At 42.2% G+C, this 20,206-nt stretch carries 10 protein-coding genes; 1 reads left to right on the top strand and 9 read right to left on the bottom strand.

Features of this window, described 5'->3' with window-relative positions:
* Positions 1-41: 41 nt before the first annotated feature.
* Positions 42-3,224, bottom strand: coding sequence for a glycoside hydrolase family 2 TIM barrel-domain containing protein (locus ACRD62_RS10685; RefSeq protein ID WP_430820102.1), 3,183 nt, complete (start codon positions 3,222-3,224; stop codon positions 42-44).
* A 283-nt stretch (positions 3,225-3,507) separates the two neighbouring features.
* On the opposite strand from ACRD62_RS10685, the gene ACRD62_RS10680 reads away from it, so the two are divergent.
* Entirely contained in the window at positions 3,508-7,632 is a 4,125-nt protein-coding gene (locus ACRD62_RS10680; protein ID WP_430820101.1) for a two-component regulator propeller domain-containing protein, read from the top strand.
* Between the two features lie 114 nt (positions 7,633-7,746).
* On the opposite strand, the gene ACRD62_RS10675 is transcribed toward ACRD62_RS10680, so the two are convergent.
* The 8 genes from ACRD62_RS10675 to ACRD62_RS10640 all read right to left on the bottom strand — a co-directional run bounded on the left by ACRD62_RS10675 (position 7,747) and on the right by ACRD62_RS10640 (position 20,190).
* Positions 7,747-8,943, bottom strand: coding sequence for a n-acyl-d-glucosamine 2-epimerase (locus ACRD62_RS10675; protein ID WP_430820100.1), 1,197 nt, complete (start codon positions 8,941-8,943; stop codon positions 7,747-7,749).
* Positions 8,944-8,945: 2 nt separating this feature from the next.
* The gene (locus tag ACRD62_RS10670) at positions 8,946-11,597 is read right to left on the bottom strand and encodes a sodium:solute symporter family protein (RefSeq protein ID WP_430820099.1); all 2,652 of its coding nucleotides are present in this window, start codon (positions 11,595-11,597) and stop codon (positions 8,946-8,948) included.
* A gap of 1 nt (position 11,598) precedes the next feature.
* Complete coding sequence (locus tag ACRD62_RS10665) at positions 11,599-12,522, bottom strand: dihydrodipicolinate synthase family protein (RefSeq protein WP_430820098.1); 924 nt, start codon at positions 12,520-12,522, stop codon at positions 11,599-11,601.
* Positions 12,523-12,578: 56 nt separating this feature from the next.
* Positions 12,579-13,262, bottom strand: a complete 684-nt coding sequence (locus ACRD62_RS10660; RefSeq protein ID WP_430820097.1) for a GDSL-type esterase/lipase family protein — start codon at positions 13,260-13,262, stop codon at positions 12,579-12,581.
* Between the two features lie 6 nt (positions 13,263-13,268).
* Positions 13,269-15,392, bottom strand: a complete 2,124-nt coding sequence (locus ACRD62_RS10655) for a GDSL-type esterase/lipase family protein (RefSeq protein WP_430820096.1) — start codon at positions 15,390-15,392, stop codon at positions 13,269-13,271.
* Positions 15,382-17,415: a family 20 glycosylhydrolase gene (locus ACRD62_RS10650; RefSeq protein ID WP_430820095.1), complete on the bottom strand. Its 2,034-nt coding sequence runs from the start codon at positions 17,413-17,415 to the stop codon at positions 15,382-15,384. Before ACRD62_RS10650 ends, ACRD62_RS10655 begins: the two co-directional genes overlap by 11 nt.
* A 14-nt stretch (positions 17,416-17,429) precedes the next feature.
* Positions 17,430-18,545 carry a sialidase family protein gene (locus ACRD62_RS10645; RefSeq protein WP_430820094.1) on the bottom strand — a complete coding sequence of 372 codons (1,116 nt, stop codon included), beginning with the start codon at positions 18,543-18,545 and terminating at the stop codon, positions 17,430-17,432.
* 157 nt (positions 18,546-18,702) lie between these two features.
* On the bottom strand, positions 18,703-20,190 hold the full coding sequence (locus tag ACRD62_RS10640; RefSeq protein ID WP_430820093.1) for a RagB/SusD family nutrient uptake outer membrane protein: 1,488 nt from the start codon (positions 20,188-20,190) through the stop codon (positions 18,703-18,705).
* Positions 20,191-20,206 lie beyond the last annotated feature (16 nt).

The following is a 20,206-nucleotide window of genomic DNA, read 5'->3' as shown; positions in this document are numbered from 1 at the left end:
TAGATATGTAGTTAGTATCTGCTTTAGATGCCTGGGTTTTGTTATTTAATCACTGATATCTGATAGGAATAAGTATAGTTGCCTGGCTGAATCTGGTACTTTTCAATCGTTTTTGATTTCTCTGACCAGGTATTTGTTCCGCCTACTCCAACTTGCAATAGATCCACGTTAAGGGTTAAATGCTGTGCTGTTTTCAGCTCATTAATGTGCTTAGCAGCTTCCAGATTCTTAGCCGACCACGGCCAAACCGAAGTGCTTAATGGTTGTGCCCCTGTAATGCGAATACCTTTGCCTTGTGCATTGGTCAGTTCAAGCCATCGTACCTCGGTGTGATTACTGCACTCCTGAGGCGTTACATAGTGATGGATGAAATCTTTAACTGTCCCCTGATGAACACCCAACTCCGCCGAAAAAGCTCTGTCATTATAGTTTTCCCATGGCCCTTTACCATAGAACTTCATACTCTGAAGTGATTGGCTAATGTTCAGTTCCGAGCCAATTCTTAAAGGCATCGGTAATTGTCCTTTCATTTCAACAGCCATCTCCACCAACACATTGGCCTGGTTGTCCACATCGTATTTCGTTTTCACGATCAACGAGTCACTATATACCTGCTCCACATACACCCGGTAACATGAAGCTGCGTTTTGCTCAACAGATACTTTTACTTCAGGTTCAAGGTTTTTAATGTCTTTCCAGAAGCCCGATTGCTTATGTGATTTCCATCCCCGGAAATCGTTATCGGTTTGCGGACGCCAGAAGTTCGCCTGGGGACCAGCCTCAATATATTTTTGTCCTTTAACTGAATAGCTCGTCAGTTGCCCGCTTATCTTCGACCACTGCACTTCAAACTGTTTGTTGGCAATCGTAATCTGCTGATCCGTCTGCGTCAGTATCAGTCCTTTATTGCCTTTGGGAGACACATCAGCCGTGATTTTCTCCGGTGTAACAATGAACTGCTGTTTGGCTACCTCATAGCCTGCTGCTGAATAGGCCGTTTCGTGTTTATGATGCATGCTCACACGTACCACATATTCACTATCATCCTGTAGCTTTATCTTATTTAGAGGCAAGACCAATTGATGCACCTGGCCTGGCTCAATCACTATATCATTGATGGAGCCTGAACGCAGTTCCTTTCCTTCTTTTGACACCGACCACTTAAAATAGTACTCGTTTGTTGAAATGAAATTGTATAAGCTTTCAATGGCAATTTGTCCCTCTTTAACATTAATGCTCTTGAAACGTATGGGCTGAAACACATACTTACATTCTTGCAATTGAGGCTTTACAGAACGATCCGGACCTACGATACCATTGAGGCAGAAATTACCCAGATTAGGTTGATCACCGAAGTCCCCTCCATATTTCCAAAAAACTGTTCCATCTTCATCTTCAGCACGAATACCCTGGTCAATCCAGTCCCAAATAAACCCACCCGCAATAATCGGATGCTCGTAAACGATGTCCCAGTACTCTTTTAAATGTCCAAGTGAATTACCTATCGCATGCGCATATTCGCACATCACAACGGGCCTTTTTAAATCAGGATTGCTTCCCAATGCTTCCAGCTGTTCCAATGAAGGATACATGCGACTGAGCATGTCCACATAAGCCGGATCGGTTGGGTTGGCCATCTTTGAATGGTATCTGACACCCCATTCCTTAGAGTTGAGCGGGATGTAATCAGGATGTGTTGGAACACCCTGTGCTCCTTCATAATGAATTAAACGTGTTGGATCGAAATCACGAATCCAGCCAGCTGCCGCCGCATGATTAGGCCCACATCCCGACTCGTTACCAAGCGACCATGAGAAAATAGATGCATGGTTTTTGTCGCGCTCCACCATGAGAATCACCCGATCCATAAATGATTGATTCCAGGAAGGAGCATTAGCCAGTTTACCTCCATAGCCGTGTGACTCAATATTCGCTTCGTCCATCACGTAAATACCATAGCGATCGCACAACTCATACACATATGGATCATTAGGGTAATGCGCTGTACGAACTGCATTCAGATTGTACATTTTCATCAGTTCAATATCGCGCTTCATCTCTTCTCGCGTCATTGTTTTACCACCTGTCTCACTGTGGTCGTGGCGGTTTACTCCTTTTAGCTTTACAGGCTTGCCGTTAACTAAAAAAGCACCTTTATCGCTGTATGTGTATTCACGAAAACCAACAAAACTGCTGCGCGCCTCAACTACCTTTCCGCCATTATCCAACAGTGTAATAATGGCCGTGTACAAGTAAGGATCCTCATCGCTCCAAAGACGCGGTTGGTCGATGCGAGCTTCCATCTTTCCGAAATAAACATTATCACGGGCCGGATACCACTCGTTAATAATGCTATTTACAGGTAGCTGCATAGCGCTATCCAATACTGAACTTCCATTTTGGTCCAGCAAGTTTACTTCCAGCATCCAACCTTTACTGTTACCGTCAGTTACAACCACTTCAGGGCGTATCTGAAACAGCGCACTTTGATAATCATTATCAAGAGGCGTGCGGATGGCAAAATCATTAACATGAATCTTTGGTTGGGCCATTAAATACACCTCACGATGAATACCGCTCATTCGCCAGTGATCCTGATCTTCGAGGTAACTTCCATCAGACCAGCGAATCACCTGAACCGCCAGCTTATTCTTTCCCGGTTGAAGGTGATTGGTTAAATCAAACTCAGCTGGCAAGCGACTGCCCTGGCTATAACCAACGTATTCTCCGTTTAACCAGCAATAGAATGCAGATGACACTCCTCCGAAATGGATGATCACCTGCTCATCCTGCCATTTTTCAGGCAATTCAAATTCTTTTATATAAGAACCTACAGGATTTGTCCTGTCGATGAAAGGGGCATTGGGCGTAAACGGATAAACTTCATTGGTATAAATAGGTGTTCCGTAACCTTCCATTTCCCAGCATGATGGCACCGAAATAGTATCCCACAAATGTGCATCATAATCAATAGTTACAAAATCAGTAGAACGATTTTTACTATCTGGCGTAAAACGAAATTGCCAGTCTCCATTTAATAACTGAATTTCGGAGCGCTCCCGATCCATGTTTTGGGCAGAACTCACACTTCTGTAAGAGTATGAAGTTGCCCTTGCATCCATTTTATTCTCCTGAATAATGTGCTGATTTTCCCATTTATTGTTTTGGCTGTTGATGCTAAAAACAATAAACAGCATACAAGCTATTAAACCACCTTTGATCATCTGACGTTATTTTGACTGTTATTTTTATGCGAATACATCAATTACAAATTTATCAGCCCTCGCTGCGACCTGACAGCGGTGAAATCATCAACAATCAATGGTTTTTCGTGCAGGCATCACATGGACAGATTATTCAATTAATATGGATTAATTAATCAACCCCCAATTCTTAACACTGATTACCTGACACTTACAAAGCCTGCACTCCTCACTTATTAAATCAATAAAACAGGTGAATAGATTTTCGTATTTTTGGACTACAACTATCTAAAAGGGGCCATCAATGCGTTCAAGACTTCTTGCGATCATTATTTTAGGATACTTCATACAGTATGTAGCTGCCACCGACTACTCCATCAATGCAGAGTACATTACCTTGCAGGAAGGTTTATCGGACAACAATGTCAACGCTATCCTTAAAGATCAAGCTGGCTTTATATGGTTTGGCACTTCAGACGGACTCAATCGTTATGATGGATTCAATATCAAATCCTACTATCCTGAAAAAAGTTCGCTTCAAGTGCTCAGTCTTTACCAATGCCCCAATGGCTATTTATGGATTGGCTCTCCCAATGGATTGTATGTATTTGATCCAACAACTGAATCATTCCTGGCGCATATCAAAATCAATCCTGCTCCTGACGACACTTTTAACTCTATCCCTGTGAATGGAGTTTCGGGTGATTTTAACAAGGGGTTTATTCTATCCACATCTTCGGGACTAGCTATTCTAAAGTTTGCTAATTTTGCCAGCAGGATTGAAGATTACAATGTTGTATGGCGAAATAAAACCAATAGCCGAGGCCTATTATACGATACTTTTTCCTGCATTGCCAAAGCGCCTGATAGCCAATTATGGATGGGTACCAATACCAACATGGTTGTTAGCTACAACCCTACAAGCGATACATTTCGTTCCTTTCCACTCGAACGCTCCAATGCTGAGCACCCCATGTTCATTGTTACTAACCTGTCATTTATCGACAATCATTTGATCATATCCACCATTGGCCATGGTATCTATATTTTAGACCCGTCCACGGGAGAAACAGTGGTTATAGCCCATCAATCCAATGACAATACGATTATCAGCCACAAGGATGTTTACGGTGTTGTGAAGGATTATAGTGGAGACTACTGGATTGCCACCTGGGATGGTTTAGACCAAGTCCACATACTAAATAACAAAACCAGGAGTCAACACTATAATTGGGATCATCCGCTGTTTAAAGATAAACTGGAGAACCGAGTGATTTCGATTTTAGCGGACCCTTCGGGCGTTATCTGGATTGGCACGCACGGTGGTGGAGCAGTTAAAATCAACCTGGAGAAACAGTTTTTCAGCCGTATCCGCTTTAATAGTCTATACGAGGTAAAAAGCTTCAGCTCAGATTGGCAGAACAATCTCTACATAGCCCTTTATCATGGGGGAATCAAGAAAACAAAACTGCCTCTTTCAACTGAACAAACAAACAGCATCGAACAATTTTCTACCTCCGGCAAAGGCAAGCGATTCATCCCTTCAGACATTGTTCTTTCATCCGTTACCGATGAGTCTGGAAATATTTGGTTTGGTACATTGGAATCGTCGCTATTGTTTTATCAACCTGAACAGGATATCGTTCGGGAAATTGAAATCAAACCAGCAAAAAAAGAAAATTGGGAAGGACGAATTCAAGCTTTAACCATTGACAGTCAAGGTCGTTTTTGGTTAGGAACCAGCAATGGCTTAATCCTCTATGACAGAGACAATAATGAATTTCATCTGACACAAGCTAATTCAAAGATTAAGTATCAACTATCAGGAAACAACATCAGGGCCATACTGGAAGATCAGGAGAAGGCCTTATGGATAGGTTCAGAAAATGGACTTAATAAGCTCATCTATCAGGAGCTTGATTCATTTCGTTTCAACCAGTTCAACGATTTACACACCTCATCCGATATTTTGGGAAATAAAGAGGTGTGGGCACTTCATCAGATGCCGGATGGCCGAATCTGGATTGGTTACAGAAGTGCCCTGGGCTATTACGATGCCATGCATTCAACCATTCACTTTTTTGACAAGCGTGATGGCTTATGCCATAATTTTGTGGCTTGTTTGACTTCTCAAGTTAATGACCTATGGATTGGCACCAACTCAGGCATTTCAAAGTTCAATACCCAAACAAAAACGTTTACCAACTACTATATTGCCAATAACCTGCGCGCTGTTTTTAAAACGCCCGATGGACAACTCATTTTTGGCAACAACAAAGGCCTGTTATACTTTCATCCGGATAGTATTCAGCAAAGGGACTATTCAACGCCTGTTTATATCACCGAAATTGAGATACAAAACCATCCTGTTCGTATGATGGAGACTGTGAATAAGAAGGTGCTTCTGACCAAAGCTGCACCATATACGTCTGCCATCGAACTGCATCATCCCATAAACAGCTTTGCCGTCAACTTCGTTGGATTATCATACCTCAATCAAAAATCCAATAGGTACATGTACCGTTTGTCAGGATTTGAGGATACCTGGACAACGGTTGATGGAACGCAAGGAGCTGTGACCTTCAACAACTTGAAACCGGGCAGATACAGGTTCGAGGTTTTGGCTGCCAACTGCGATGAAGTTTGGAATGAGCAACCGGCCCAACTTGCAGTAACAATTTATCCGGCCTGGTATGCCAGCTGGTGGGGACAATTACTGATAGTGACAGCTATCGTATTGCTATTAACAGGTTTCTACCGCTACCGCATGAAGCAAATCTACCGGACCAAAGATTTAGAGCTGCAGAGTAAAGAGCTGGAACATGAGTTGAACATCGCCCGAATAGAAAAGGACAAAGAGCATGAGCTGGCCGAGATGAAATCGCGCTTTTTCACCAATATATCTCATGAGTTACGAACGCCTCTCACATTGATACTGGCACCTGTTAAAGATTTGCTAAAAAGTTCATCGCTGCCAGAATTTGCAAAAAACCAGTTGGAGACGGTTCATCAACAGGCTACACATTTGTACGATTTAATCTCACAACTGCTCGATTTACGCAAAGTAGAAGTGGGACAAATGCAGATCCAGGCTTCCGAAAATGATATTGTCGAGTTCATTGAAAAGTTGACAGAGCGTTTTAAAGCTTTTGCGCAAATGAGAAATGTACAGCTCATTTTTGACTCTGATCAATCCTCTGCTAAAGTTTGGTTTGATGTTGAGAAGCTGCAAATTGTGGTATCTAACCTGCTATCAAATGCCATTAAATTCTCTCCCGAAAAAACCAACGTATCCATCCATGTTAAATGCAAGAATGACGAGTGCCTAATCTCAGTTAAAGACAGTGGTCCCGGAATTCCCAAAGTTGAACACGAAAAAGTATTTGAACGCTTTTATCAAAGTAAAAATCAGACAGTCAAGAACATTAGTGGCTCAGGCATTGGTCTTTCACTGGTAAAAGAGCTTGTACAACTGCATCATGGAAGCATTGCAGTCAAAAGTAAACCGGGCAAAGGAGCGAAATTTACTATAATATTACCATTAGGCCATCAGCATTTGAGCAATAAAGAAAAAGGAGAAGGCCAAACCACTAAAGAGCCTTTGATTCCTGAAGCCACAAAGCAACCAGCAGCAACTATTTCACAAAATGAAGAGCCCAATAGTTTTAAAGTACTGATTGTTGAGGATCACGATGAATTGCGCCAATATCTAGGCTTGTTGCTTGGCAGCAAGTATGCCATCCAACAAGCTGCCAATGGAAAAGAAGCTTTAATACAGATTGAAAAAGAACAGCCGGACCTAATCATTACAGATGTGATGATGCCCTTAATGGATGGACACCAGCTCTGCGAGACAATTAAAACAGACGACAATCTTTGCCACATTCCAGTGATAATGCTCACGGCTAAAAGTGAAGAACGTGATATGCTGGAAGGATTGGAAACAGGTGCCGATGACTACATTACGAAACCATTCACTTCTGAAATCCTATTAACAAAAGTTGATAACATACTTAAAAACAGAGCTCATTTAAAGCAATATTACAGTCAGAAAGTCACACTATCGCCGTCTAATATTGAAATTGAACCGCAAAATGAACAGTTTATCAGACAAGCGATTGAAATCGTTGAGAAAAACCTGACCAATCCCCAATTCAATACCGCCTTGTTGGCTGAAAAAATGCATATGAGCCAACCCACGCTTTATCGGCGTATTAAAACCTTCACCGGTGATAATATTGCCACCTTTATCCGCTCCATCCGAATCAGGTATGCGGCTCAATTATTGAAATCAGGAAACTATTCGGTTAGCGAAACGGCCACCAAAGTTGGTTTTAATGATGCAGCATATTTTCGCAAGTGTTTTGTTGAACAATTTGGGACAACACCATCGAAGTATAAAGGGGATAACACATCAAACATGCAATAACAAAATAATGTACCATTGCATACATTCCTCTTATCGTAAACTTAATTGACAATAGACTCTTAACAAAAAAGGCCGGTAACAACCGGCCTCAAAAATATATACAAACAGGAAAAACTATTTCCTATCATTAATGCGTTCCAAAGTTTGTAAACAAAACATCAAACCTCTGGGCACATGAAAGCAACCTTTCCACTTGCCGCCTTTTAGTGACAGCAATACTTTTCCTTCTCGGTTAAGGTAGCCAAACCATTCTCCATGCTCCGGATCTGAAAAGTGATTCCAGGCATAATCATGTACTTTTTCAAACCATTCCCAACAAGCCTCATTTCCGGTATGATAATAGCCTTTCAGCAATGCTACCAAAGTCTCCAGATGTACCCACCAAAGCTTCTGATCCCATTCGAGCTGTTGGTTTGGATGGCCCTTTAAATCCATGAAATAAACGATTCCTCCATGTTCTTTATCCCAACCATATTCCAAAGTATCTAAGGTGATTTTAACGGCTTTCTCTATTAATTCAGGTCGATTCAGCTTTTCGCCCAAATCCATCATAAACCACATGGCCTCGATGGCATGCCCCGGATTCAATAATCGCCCCTCAAAGCAATCTACAAATTGTCCTTCCGGACTCACGTTCTCCAAAACAAGCCCCTCTTCTGGAAAATAGAACACATCCATCACCTCATGAATGATTTTGTCCAATGTCTCCTGAATCATTTCCTGCGGTAATAGGGATTCGATTTCCAAAGCCAGATTGGATAAAATCATGGGCAATGCAAAATTCTTTAGTACCCGTGTTCCTGGATACGCTTTGCTGTAGGTTCCTTTGGGATTATCCTGACGTTTTAGAATTGAGTAAAACGTATCACGGGCCAGCTGTCCATATTCCTCATCTCCTGTCGCCTTGTATAACTGGCCAAACGCCATTGTTGCAAAGCAATCCGAAAAAATATTGTATGGTTGAACCAAAGGCTCACCTTGCTGATTCAATGAAAAATACCATTGCCCTTTCTCATCTGCGCCATGCTTCTGCAAAAAACGGGCACCATGCAAGGCCATTTCAAGCCACTCTTCCCTTTGTTCGTAGGTGTTGTACAATTTAGCAAACTGCCATACCTCACGGGCCTGCAACCAGATAAACTTGTCGGTATCATATACCTCTCCTTCCCTGGTCAGGCAGGTAAAATAACCACCATGAGTTGTGTCTTTTGAGTGATTCATCCAGAAAGGAATCACGCTACTCTCCAATTCATTCCGATATTGGTTGATTAATTGTTCGATGCGTTCTTTACTAACTTTTCTATTATTCATCACTAAATCCTTTCCCGATTCTTTTTAATTCCTTCATAAACTAACTGACTTTCTACAAATTTAGCAGGCCAGATAAAACTTAATAGCCATCCTACCAACACGCTCACTGTAATGCCGGCTGCACCATACAACAGAAACGACATATCGGAAGCATTACGCAGATAAAGTAAAGCCACCAAACCAACTGCCACACCAATTAAGGCTGCAATACCAGAAATACGCTTAAAGAAGATACCCATCATAAAGAAAGCTGCTAATCCTCCGGTTAATAATCCCAGGAAGGTATTGAACTGATCCCATAACGAAGCAATATCCCAGGTGGCTAATACCAAAGCCATGCCAATACCCAACACTCCGACGATGATACCGGACCAACGCGCCACCAGCAAGGTACTTTTGGCAGACACATTCAATTTCAGCACTTTGTAAAAATCAGATGTAATCACAGCAGCTACCGAGTTAATGTTGGATGACAAAGTGGACATAGCTGCAGCAAAAACCGCTGCAATTAACAAACCTGCTAATCCTGCCGGCATCTCACTCACAATAAAATGCGGAAAGACGGCATCCAGTTTTGGAATCGTAATGGAAATCGCTTCCGGATTGGATGTATAAAAGGCGTATAAGCCTGTACCTAACAAGAAGAAAATAATCGATACCGGCACACTGATAATTCCGTTTAACCAGATACTCCTGGCCGTAGCACGCTCATCCTTGGTAGTCATATAGCGTTGTACCACCGATTGGTCACTGGTATAGGCAATTAAACTATTGGCAAAGCCGCCTAAAAGTACCACCCACATAACCGGTTTGGACCAATCCAGGCTGGTATCGAACAAATACAACTTATCCTGGTCAAGCGATAACTGGATGAAACCACCCAAACCGCCATCCACTCCGCCAATCATAAAAACCAACGCAAATAAGGCACCTGCCATGAGGATGAATCCCTGTATAACATCGCCCCATACAACTGCTTCAATACCACCACTGGTGCAGTACACTATAGTCACCACACCCATAATGATGATAGACCAGTAAACACTAAACCCAGTTACCGTATGTAAAGCCAATGAAGGTAGAAACAATACAATGGCAATGCGCGTGATCATAAACAGGATAAACAGCACCGACGCCACCCAACGCACGGTCCGGTTAAAGCGCATCTCCAGATATTCATAGGCAGTTCCGATATTTAAACGCCTGAAAAACGGCAGGTAATAACGAATAATGATCGGTACCACCATGATAATGGTAAAGTTGAATATCAGCATACGCCAGTCGGTAGCATAGGCTTTAGCCGGAATGGCGATAAAAGTAATGGCACTTAAGGTAGTGGCAAAAATACTGATACCAGCTGCCCACCATGGAATACGACCACCTGCTTTAAAAAAGTCCTGATCATCACCTTCACGCTTCATAAAATAGAAGCCAAGTAGCAACATCGCTATTAAGTAGAGTACCAACACGAGGTAATTCAACCAGCCGAATCCGCCATTCGATTCAAAATCCAACGCAATAACCTGGTCAGTGCGAATACCCGGACGAATCTCCCCTGAAGGCACCAGCACTTTATTTTTCCAAATGACGGCTGAAGTTACAGCCGGAGCATTACTATCCAACTCTCCGGCACTAAACCAGCTATCGGTAATGGTATTATAAACCAATATTTTTTTATTGAATCCACTGTGATTTAACCACAACTGATTGCGTTCCTCCAATGCCTTTTGACGAACAGAATCATTATCCGAAGCCATCATTCCAATGACTTTTTCTACCTGGTTAAACACATCACCACTGTCACCTCCTACTAGAACAATGTGTGAAGCACCCATCTTAACACCAGCTGCTGCGGCCAATTTCATGGAACGTTGCCCTGCTATCGTAATCGGATTCTTTTGTTCCCATTTCTGTTGTGATGGAATGTACTTCCATACTTCTCCACTAAAGGTAGTAATAGACTCCCCTTCCTGCTTGTACCGGCCACCAATCACATATAAACACTGCTCGTTTCCATCCATTTGGCTTTCCACAACGGCATTGGTAATACCATATGGCAATCCGGCTTGCATCCGCCAGCCCTTTTCTGGAGCATCCAAATTTAACACCAACACTTTCATGTTGTAGCCTTGAGGGGTCATGCCCCCAATGATGAATACCTCACGACCTATAACGGCCATCCCGTGATCTTTCAATGGAAATGGCAGATTGGTAAAAGGCAAAATTTCAGTAGACTGACTCGTTACTTTGATAAGAGATGCTTCAGCCAATATTCCCTTTTCATTGGCTCCACCTGTGCATAGAATTCCTTCTGGCAAAGACACAGCTGCTCCTCCTGCAGCTGATTCGGGCAACTGATTTTTATCTAAATGCCAGGTGAATTGCCCGTTTTCTTCCCACCCCAATAATACCTCATTGGAATATTGTTTTTGACCATCTTCCCATGGTTTGGCATCTGGAAAAGCAGAACCTCCTGCCAGCACTACTACATCGTTATGTTGACCTATAAAGGCACCGGCCCAACCATGATGAGGATGGCCTTTACTAATGGCGGGTAAAACATCCAGCGATGACTGAGTCAGATGCTGTTGAGCCTTAACAGACCCAAGCAGCGTTGATAATAAAAGTAGTACAAAAAATGCTGTATGTCTCATGCTACTCTCCTTTTGAAAACAACGCTTCCATTTCCAGCGCTTTCACATCCTGAACAAATTGTTGATACGCTTCTTCTGCCATGGCTTTAACTGGCAAACGGAATCCGCCGCATTCAATACCAACATAGCGCATAAAGGCTTTACCTGTGCCAATGCCTCCATATTTCCCCAATAAGCGAATCATATCGATGGACTGCTGTTGCAGTAGACGGGCTTCCTTAATTTCTCCTTTCTCGTATGCTGCCATCAGTTGATGATAAAGCGGAGCTGCATAGTTAAATGTGCTTCCAACACTACCTTCGGCTCCTAAAACTAAGGCAGACAGCATATTCTCATCTCTTCCCCACAGCATATCGTACTGGCCATCGGCAAAGTGCAGACATGAGAGGTAATCCATGAAATCCTCATGAGTGTATTTAATTCCGGCAAAATTTGGCATCTGCCCATGCAGTTCTTTCATTAAATCAATCATGGCAAATCCTACACCTGTCAACACCGGGATATGATAGAAATATACCGGCAATTCAGGCACTGCTTGTCCGATCATTTTTACAAATTCAGCCAGCTCCTTAACGCTTGGCGGCTTGAAGTAAAAAGGTGCTAGTATGGCAATGGCATCAACGCCTACTGACTGTGAATGTTTGGCTAGCTCAATGCATTCCTGGTAAGACGTTCCTCCCACTAAATTAATCAGCTTCATAGGCGAAGCATCCTGCTTAATTTCATTGGCCCAGGCTTCAGTCACCTGCTTGCGCTCCTGCATTGTTTGTGACACCCCTTCACCGGTACTTCCGTTAATAAACGCACCGGCCACGCCATTTTGTTTCAAAAATTGGTAGTAAGAAGGGATAATATTCAAATTAATGGCACCATCAGTCGTCATTGGCGTGAAAGGTGCTGCTACAAGTCCTTTAATCTTTTCCATCGTTAATTATATCTGTTCGTTTTATCTCTCTTTTTAATAAGCAGTCAATAGCTACATCATTTTAAATATGGCTTAATAATCTTGGCCCACAGCAAATAGCCTTCACCAGTCAGATGCAGCCCATCATTTGTGTATGAAGGATTCATCAGGTTGTCAGTGGTATTTCTGAAGTGTGAAAACAGGTCAATAAATTCAGCTGGCTCATGTTCGCACCACTTGACCAGCTGTTCATTTATCCACAAAATATCATCGGTTTTGGAGCAATGTCCGGTAAATTTTCCAAAATCAGGATTCACCGGCAGAATGCTCTGAATATATACTTTTGTTTTAGGCGATTGCTCATTTATTAGCTGAGCTATTCTGCAGATATTCGAGAAAATGGTATCGTTCGAAATGCCCCGCGCCAAGTCATTAACACCAATCAGCAAAAACACTTTGGCAGGTTTCGATTCGGTTACTTCGGCCAATCGATGCAGCACTCCTTCAGTAATATCGCCACTTATTCCGCGGTTTTTTACACGCTTATTCTGCAATAACTCGCTCCATTCGCAGCCATCAGTAATACTGTTCCCCAGAAAGATAATTTCCTTTTTAGTATTTGGTAACTTTTCAAACAATGTCTTTCGTTGCTGGTAATAAGTACCAAAACGAGACTCCTGCGCCAACCCCTGCACAGTTGTCAGTATAATCATTAGGCCCAGCATGCTGAACCATCGTGTATTTGTTGAATTGCGTATCATGGTCTGTTATTTAGTCTTGTTATCAAATGGAGCATCTATTCGAAAAGTAGAAACCGGAGTTCCGTTTTCGTTGGTCAAATTAGCCTGAGAATAAGGCTTCCAGGCATATCGAATCGCTTTAACAGATTTATTTTCAGCTTTAATGGCAAGCGTATTTTTCTTTACAGTAGCATCAGCCGGATGAAATATACCATCCTCACCGGCTACTTCCAGTTCCCATATATTTTCTCCACCTGTTGTTTGGAGCTTTTGCGTATGATTAAAAACAATTTCTATTCGATCCTTACCTGCATTCACGCTCTCAATCTCCACATTTCCAAATGGCACATCATTTTCTCCATAAACCTCACGTAAAGCTGTATTAGCAAATCGTTCGGCCACCGGATACTTATTCTTAGGATGTACATCCGTTTCATCCCCCCAATCGCTGGTCACCACCATAGAAACATGGGGCAGCTGTTGAGCCAATCGTCGCTGACTATCGCGAAAATGTGGCCAGCTTGCTCTGTTCAAGGATGATAGTTGTGCAAATAAAACAGGTAAATCTGGTTGGTTCCAGCTATCGCGCCAGGATTGCACCATTGTGGGAAATAACACTTCATGTAATTCCACATTATGGGCATTGGATTCACCCTGGTACCACAATATGCCTTTTATTGCCAATCCTTCAATCTGACTGATTCCTGATTCATATAAATAAGCCGGTTGATACGGATGGCGCTGAAAAGCTGATTTTGCACCTTGAATATTAACTCCTGCACGTTCACGGCACCATTGCATGGTATGATCGTTATTTTGCCAATTATAAAGCATATCCACCAATTGCGGATGATGTTCCAACGTTTTCCGGTCAATCCAGGCTTCGGTCGGACTTCCTCCAACAGCCAATTGTATCAAGCCAATAGGTATATTAAGCTCTTGCTCCAACTGTGTTCCAAAGTACCAACCGATAGCCGAAAAATCACCAACCGACTGATTATTTGGCAACTCCCATTTTCCTGATAGATACTCCAACTCATTCACCCTTTGTAAGGTGATGGAATCCCAGGCAGTATTATTTGTTTCTGCCAATGGATGATAATTCAACAAGCGGATATTGCTTGGTAATGCTTGATTTAAAGCTTCTGGACCTCTATTGGATTGCTTTACCGTAAATGCCATATTAGACTGACCGGAACATAACCATACATCGCCTAACATGACATCCTTGATAGTAATTTGTTTCGTTTCTGTTTTAATAGTTAAAGCATAAGGTCCACCCCATTGCATTGACGGCAATTCCACTTCCCATTTTCCGTCGAATACAGCTTCAACGTCCATACTAGTGTCGTTAAATTGCACTGTAACACGCTCACCCCTATTAGCCGTTCCCCATATCGGAATCAACGCATCACGTTGCAACACCATATGATCGCTGAACTCTGAGGCCATTTGCAAACCACCAAAATCGCCTGTAATGTGTTGATAGGCCAACTTGGCCATGATTGTTGCCCCCTCTTTAGTTGGGTGCAAAGCGTCTGGGAACAGATCTGGTCGTGCATGTAATGGTGTATGCCAATCGATAAGCCGCGCATTCCAGTTTTTTGCTACTTGCTCAATTGTTGCCTGAATCTGCCAAAACCAATCGCGCGTTCCAGAGTTGAATCGTGGATGCGTATGAAAAATGGGTGTCATGCGGCCAATCCATATCTCAGGCATCGAACCATCTGCTTTCCGAAAGCTTTCCAGCAAGGCGCTATAATCTTCGATGAAATCGTCACGATAGTTTGGCCAATTGCGTGGATCCGTATCGTTCAATCCCAATGAAACAATTAATATATCTGGCTGAAAATCAACAGCATCCTGAAATTCGGCTTGCTCCATATATGGACGATGTCCTTTACGCAGTAAAGTTGCACCACTCTTACCAAAATTACCAACTTCGTAATCCTCTCCCAACAAAGCCTGAAGTTGAGCGGGGTAACAATTTGTCTCTCGCTGTTCAATATGGTAACCAAATGTCACACTATTGCCGACACAAGCCACTTTAGTTTTTTGAGCATAGCCGGCTGATTCAAAAATCAATAACAGAATGGCCAGCATGCTTAATTTCAGCACCCAATTGATTCTATGTCCATCTCTATTGCTCATGTTCAACAGTTTTAAAATCCTTATCAGGTGAATAAAAAATATTGTCAAGAGCCTGACGACCATCTGTTGTCACAATTACTGCATTAAACATCCACTTCACCAATCGCACTTCCGGTGATTTAAATTCTCCTATCGGTAATTTCAATAATAATTTGTTCCAACCCTTATTTAATTGCACCTGTATTGGAGGACGTCCCTCCCAATTTTCATTTCGCAGGGATATTTCGTTGGACTTTATGGTATGCGTGTTTTCCCAAACAGGTGGCTGAATCTCTTTATCATTCAACCAAATACGACTTCCTTTGTAATCCCATTTACCTTGAGGTGGTGGCAGGTCTTTTTCGGATCGTCCGTAATTCTGGAACCGCACGTAAATACCAGCTTCCTGCTGAATGGGTGAATAAACCCAGGTGTAAGCATAAGCAGTATGATTTGGCTGAGGATTAGCATAAAAACCAGGAATTAATGTTCCCCAAACATGACGCAGGTATATTCCGGCACCTGTTACCTCATGCGTTGAATAAACATTCTCCCGATATTCATATGCTTTTTGCAACTTCTTCTCCGGTGGAAATACCTGTGATAAATTCCCATTATTTGGAAAAGCATCTGTTATGCGCCATTTTACATTGGTTTGCTTCACATAAGCAAAAGGCTCTTCACTAAAAACATTCTTTTTAAAGTGGAGCATGCGTTCTTCAAAATCCTTAAACACTTTGAAGTCTTCACTATTAACAGCCCCCAGTAAAGTTCCTTGCTCATAGAAGTACTTGTCTCGTCCTCCTTGCCAGGTGGATTCAGCCAATGCCAGCATACTAGGGTAAAAACCATTCTCAGCAATAACCTGTTTTGTTTCATCCACATAACGGTCATTCCAAATGGCAACTATCGAACCAACGACATCTGCGTTGGCTTCACTAACGCCCGCCACATTACTATGGTATAAGGCGATGATATCAGCAAACGTATCGAAATGATTGATGTAGTGCAGACGGGAATCAATGGCCGGAATACCCGGATGCACTTTACCACGTGCACTCCACATTTGCAACATGTCTATCTCGCCCTGTTTATAGTTCCATCCCGGATTCCAGCTGATTACTTTCTTTCCCTTACTTCGGATATACCCCACCATCTCCGGTACAAAATCCGGGTTCGTGAATTTCACCTCATCCGTGCCAATATGAATGTAAGGCACATCGGCAAACACCTCGCATACTTCATCCATCAACTGTTTGAGTAGCTTCATGCCTTCAGGCGATTGCATATCGTGACCTAAAGCACGAGTAAAAGCCGCACTGTGCCCAGGCATATCAATTTCGGGAATCAATAACACATGATGCTCCTGGCAGAATTTCACCAGGTCTTTGACCTCTTCAATGGTGTAGTATTTTCCTGCCTGACGTTCAAAATTGGAACTATCATTAAGCTGTGGAAAAACTTTACTTTCCAATCGCCAGGCAATATCTTCGGTCAGGTGCCAGTGAAAAACATTGATCTTGAATTGTGACAGCAATGCAATTTGCTTCTTCAATTCTTCAACAGGAATATAACTGCGCCCCACATCGTGCATAAAACCACGAATCTTGAATGCGGGCCAGTCAACAATGTGACAATTAGGTGCGATAAGATCTGCTCCCTGTTTGACCACCAATTGATTTAAGGTTTGTAAAGCTCTGTAAATACCTGTTTTTGTAACTGCCCTAATAGAAATGTTAGTCTCATTGATAGTAAGATGATAAGCTTCATCCTGATTAAGTGGAACATCCTTCAATGCTTCAACCATCTTTATTTCAAGATGCCTATCACTCTTCTGCTCTACCGTACAACCTAGCTCATTAAGTTGCTGTTGCACCATATTCATCAAAGAATCAGGCAGACTCAATGTTGTACCAGCCAAATTAACAAATCCATCTTTCCACTCCACTTTTTGAGGGAATGGCAGTAAATCTGGCCTTTCGTACTGCGCATAAACAAGGTGTAGCACAAAGCAACTCAAGGTGAATAACAAAGCTCTCTTCATCCCAATGGTATTGCCTATTTTGTAACTGAATCTTCACCATCGGTCAGCCATTCGAGTGAGAAGCTGACAAACGGATTTTCTTTATGCTCATCTTTTTCGAAGAATACAGCGATATCGCCATTTTCGAGTACCGTTAATGATGAATAGGCTGAACCTCCTTCATAGATTGTTTTCCCTTCTGTCCATGTTTTACCCTCATCGTAGCTAACTCGTACGGTCAAATTCACACGCCCTTCTTTACTTTTCGCGTTACTAAATAACAGACGGTTTTTATCATCGCTATTTTTCACCGATGAATAACGAATAATGGATGCATTACAGGCCGGATCAATGAGTGAGGTATCCGGATAACTCTCCCATGATAGTCCCTCGTCATCTGATATATGTACGTAACGATGTCCCAGTTTCTGAACCCGGCTGTTAATCATCCAGCGCCCATCGGCCAACTCAACAATCTTTGACTCATCAAAAGGCAGGATGGTATTATCGATGACAAACCATGATTTTCCATGATCCTTTGAGCCAAAGACGTGTCCACCTTTTTGAAGGTTAACAATGGTGTGCAGCAATGTTCCATCAGTCGTTTGAATACCTCTTCCTGAGGTGATAAACTTAAAATCACTTTCCCATCCATCCAATGCAATTTGTGAAGTGATGTCTTCGGGTTCACTCCACGTTTTTCCATCATCCTTACTTTTCACAACATGAAAATAGTACACGTCCTTCTCCTTATCTAAGTCCATATAGTTGTAAAACAAGAAGATTTCACCTGTCACTTCATCAACAATCATGGATGGATCAGAAGCTGACCGTCCCAATGGAAAGTCCACTACGGTTTCAATATCAGACCAGGTCTTTCCGTTGTCAACGCTACGACGAAGTACAATGTTGATATCGCGGCTCCACTTCAAGTCGCCACATGAAGGCACACGCTCGTCAATGGCTGCAATCAAATCACCATTAGGTGCAGTTACTAGTGCTGGTATGCGATAACAGGCCACGCTTTCGTTTGCTGTGGCATTAAAAAGGTCAACATTATTGATAATGGTATTCCTGGTTTCTTTATCGCTGGACTGTGCACATGCATTGATTACCAACAACACCAGAGCAAATGTTAATATTTTATTCATTGAAATTGATTTTAGAGAGATGTATAGTCTGCTATCGTCTTTCGTTAGTTGTTTTAATAACTATCAAGATACTAATACTAGCTTTAAAAACCTCCTGAATGATTAAAACTGCCCCATAAGCCAAATGAGACTTACAGGGCAATTTACCCACACACTTTTAATTATAACCTTCGGTCTGTTTTAATTGATCGTCGTTGGCCAACATACTTTCAGAAATTGAATAGTATATTTTATAGGCTTCCGAGGCATCCAATGAGGCCACCTCATCAAATACATACGATCCACCAGCTCGAACCAAATCCCACCAGCGTTTACCTTCGCCAATGAACTCTTTGTAGCGCTCATCCAAGATAGCTTTGGCATTTTCTGCTTTTGTACCATTTGCAAATTCATGTCCACTGAAGTTGTCGCCATAAGCCCTCTGACGAACCAGATTCATCTCGTTTGAAGGATCTTCTCCCAGGTTATTCTTTGCTTCGGCCAATAATAATAAAGCATCGGCATAGCGATAAAGTGGCACATTGTTGTAGTTAAAACGTGAGCCATCGTCACCAATAATGCCAAGGAACTTTTTCAGAATAGCAGCCTGGTAATTAGCATTGTCTGGCGTAAACGGAATATGGTTGGTGCCATCATCATACAATTTAATAAAAGTAGTTCGGCGCATATCATCCAAATCTTCTAAAATGAGATTGGTTTTATCTGATGGTCCGAAACGACTGGCTCCATTCACTACAAAATCAGACAAAGAAGCACCTGTTTCATCAAATAAGCCGGCTACATCAACCATACGGCCTGTAAAACTACCGTAGAAGTTACCTGCTTGATCCTGCTGATAATCAAATGCAAATATAAACTCGTTATTAAACTCATTACCCTGTCCCCACAGTTGTTCAAATGGAACCAGTTCGTGTCCTGTAATTTGCGATAAAGCCGTTTTAGCTGTTGTAAAATCAGCATCGCCACCTCCAAGTACCTTACCCGACCACAAGTATACATCACCTTTTAGTACTAAAGTTGCTGCCTTGGACCAATATACATTCTTGCCATTCCACTGGCTATTGTCACTTCCAAAATGTTCCAACGAACTTTCGATATCCGACTTTACCTGGCTCATCACCTCTGCTTTAGGTGAACGGGGCTTCTTAAGTTTTTCCAAATCCACCTCTAGCAATGGCTCTGTAGTAATTGGCACATCGCCCCAGGCTTTTAGCATAGTATAATATACCTGAGCTCGTAAACCATACACCTGCCCAAGTAAATGATTCAGTTCAGCTTCATCCTTAAATGGAGCTTTAGGCGCATTAACAATGAAATCGTTGATATAGTGCATCAAACCATAAAAATTGGCCCAGTTATTAAAGTGTACAATAGTTGTGCTAATGTTATTATCAATCAAGTCCTGGCCGGATGGCGATTCAATTGTTTTACCACCCCAAACATCAGAGCGTAATTCACCCATTTGCCAAAGCGTGTAGGCATAATCCCTGTATTTAGAGAAAATTCCCACATGAGCAGCACGAGCCGCTTCTTCCGTATCCCAAAAACCATTATAGGTTAATTCACTTTCAGGTTGCATATCCAACTCACATGAGCCCAACAAGGTCACAACCAGAAGTAGTGCTATATATTTTAATTGCTTCATTTTAAACTGTATTAAA

Origin of the sequence: Carboxylicivirga caseinilyticus (assembly GCF_050589785.1) — a bacterium.
GTDB classification, from domain to species: Bacteria; Bacteroidota; Bacteroidia; order Bacteroidales; family Marinilabiliaceae; genus Carboxylicivirga; species Carboxylicivirga caseinilyticus.
This window is presented reverse-complemented; position numbering and strand designations above follow the sequence as displayed.

Bases quoted from the DNA above. Each gene is read 5' to 3' on its own strand.
- ACRD62_RS10665 (WP_430820098.1), bottom strand. From the start codon at position 12,522: ATGGAAAAGATTAAAGGACTTGTAGCAGCACCTTTCACGCCAATGACG.
- ACRD62_RS10675 (WP_430820100.1), bottom strand. From the start codon at position 8,943: ATGAATAATAGAAAAGTTAGTAAAGAACGCATCGAACAATTAATCAAC.
- ACRD62_RS10680 (WP_430820101.1), top strand. From the start codon at position 3,508: ATGCGTTCAAGACTTCTTGCGATCATTATTTTAGGATACTTCATACAG.
- ACRD62_RS10650 (WP_430820095.1), bottom strand. From the start codon at position 17,415: ATGAAGAGAGCTTTGTTATTCACCTTGAGTTGCTTTGTGCTACACCTT.
- ACRD62_RS10655 (WP_430820096.1), bottom strand. From the start codon at position 15,392: ATGAGCAATAGAGATGGACATAGAATCAATTGGGTGCTGAAATTAAGC.
- ACRD62_RS10660 (WP_430820097.1), bottom strand. From the start codon at position 13,262: ATGATACGCAATTCAACAAATACACGATGGTTCAGCATGCTGGGCCTA.
- ACRD62_RS10645 (WP_430820094.1), bottom strand. From the start codon at position 18,545: ATGAATAAAATATTAACATTTGCTCTGGTGTTGTTGGTAATCAATGCA.
- ACRD62_RS10685 (WP_430820102.1), bottom strand. From the start codon at position 3,224: ATGATCAAAGGTGGTTTAATAGCTTGTATGCTGTTTATTGTTTTTAGC.
- ACRD62_RS10640 (WP_430820093.1), bottom strand. From the start codon at position 20,190: ATGAAGCAATTAAAATATATAGCACTACTTCTGGTTGTGACCTTGTTG.
- ACRD62_RS10670 (WP_430820099.1), bottom strand. From the start codon at position 11,597: ATGAGACATACAGCATTTTTTGTACTACTTTTATTATCAACGCTGCTT.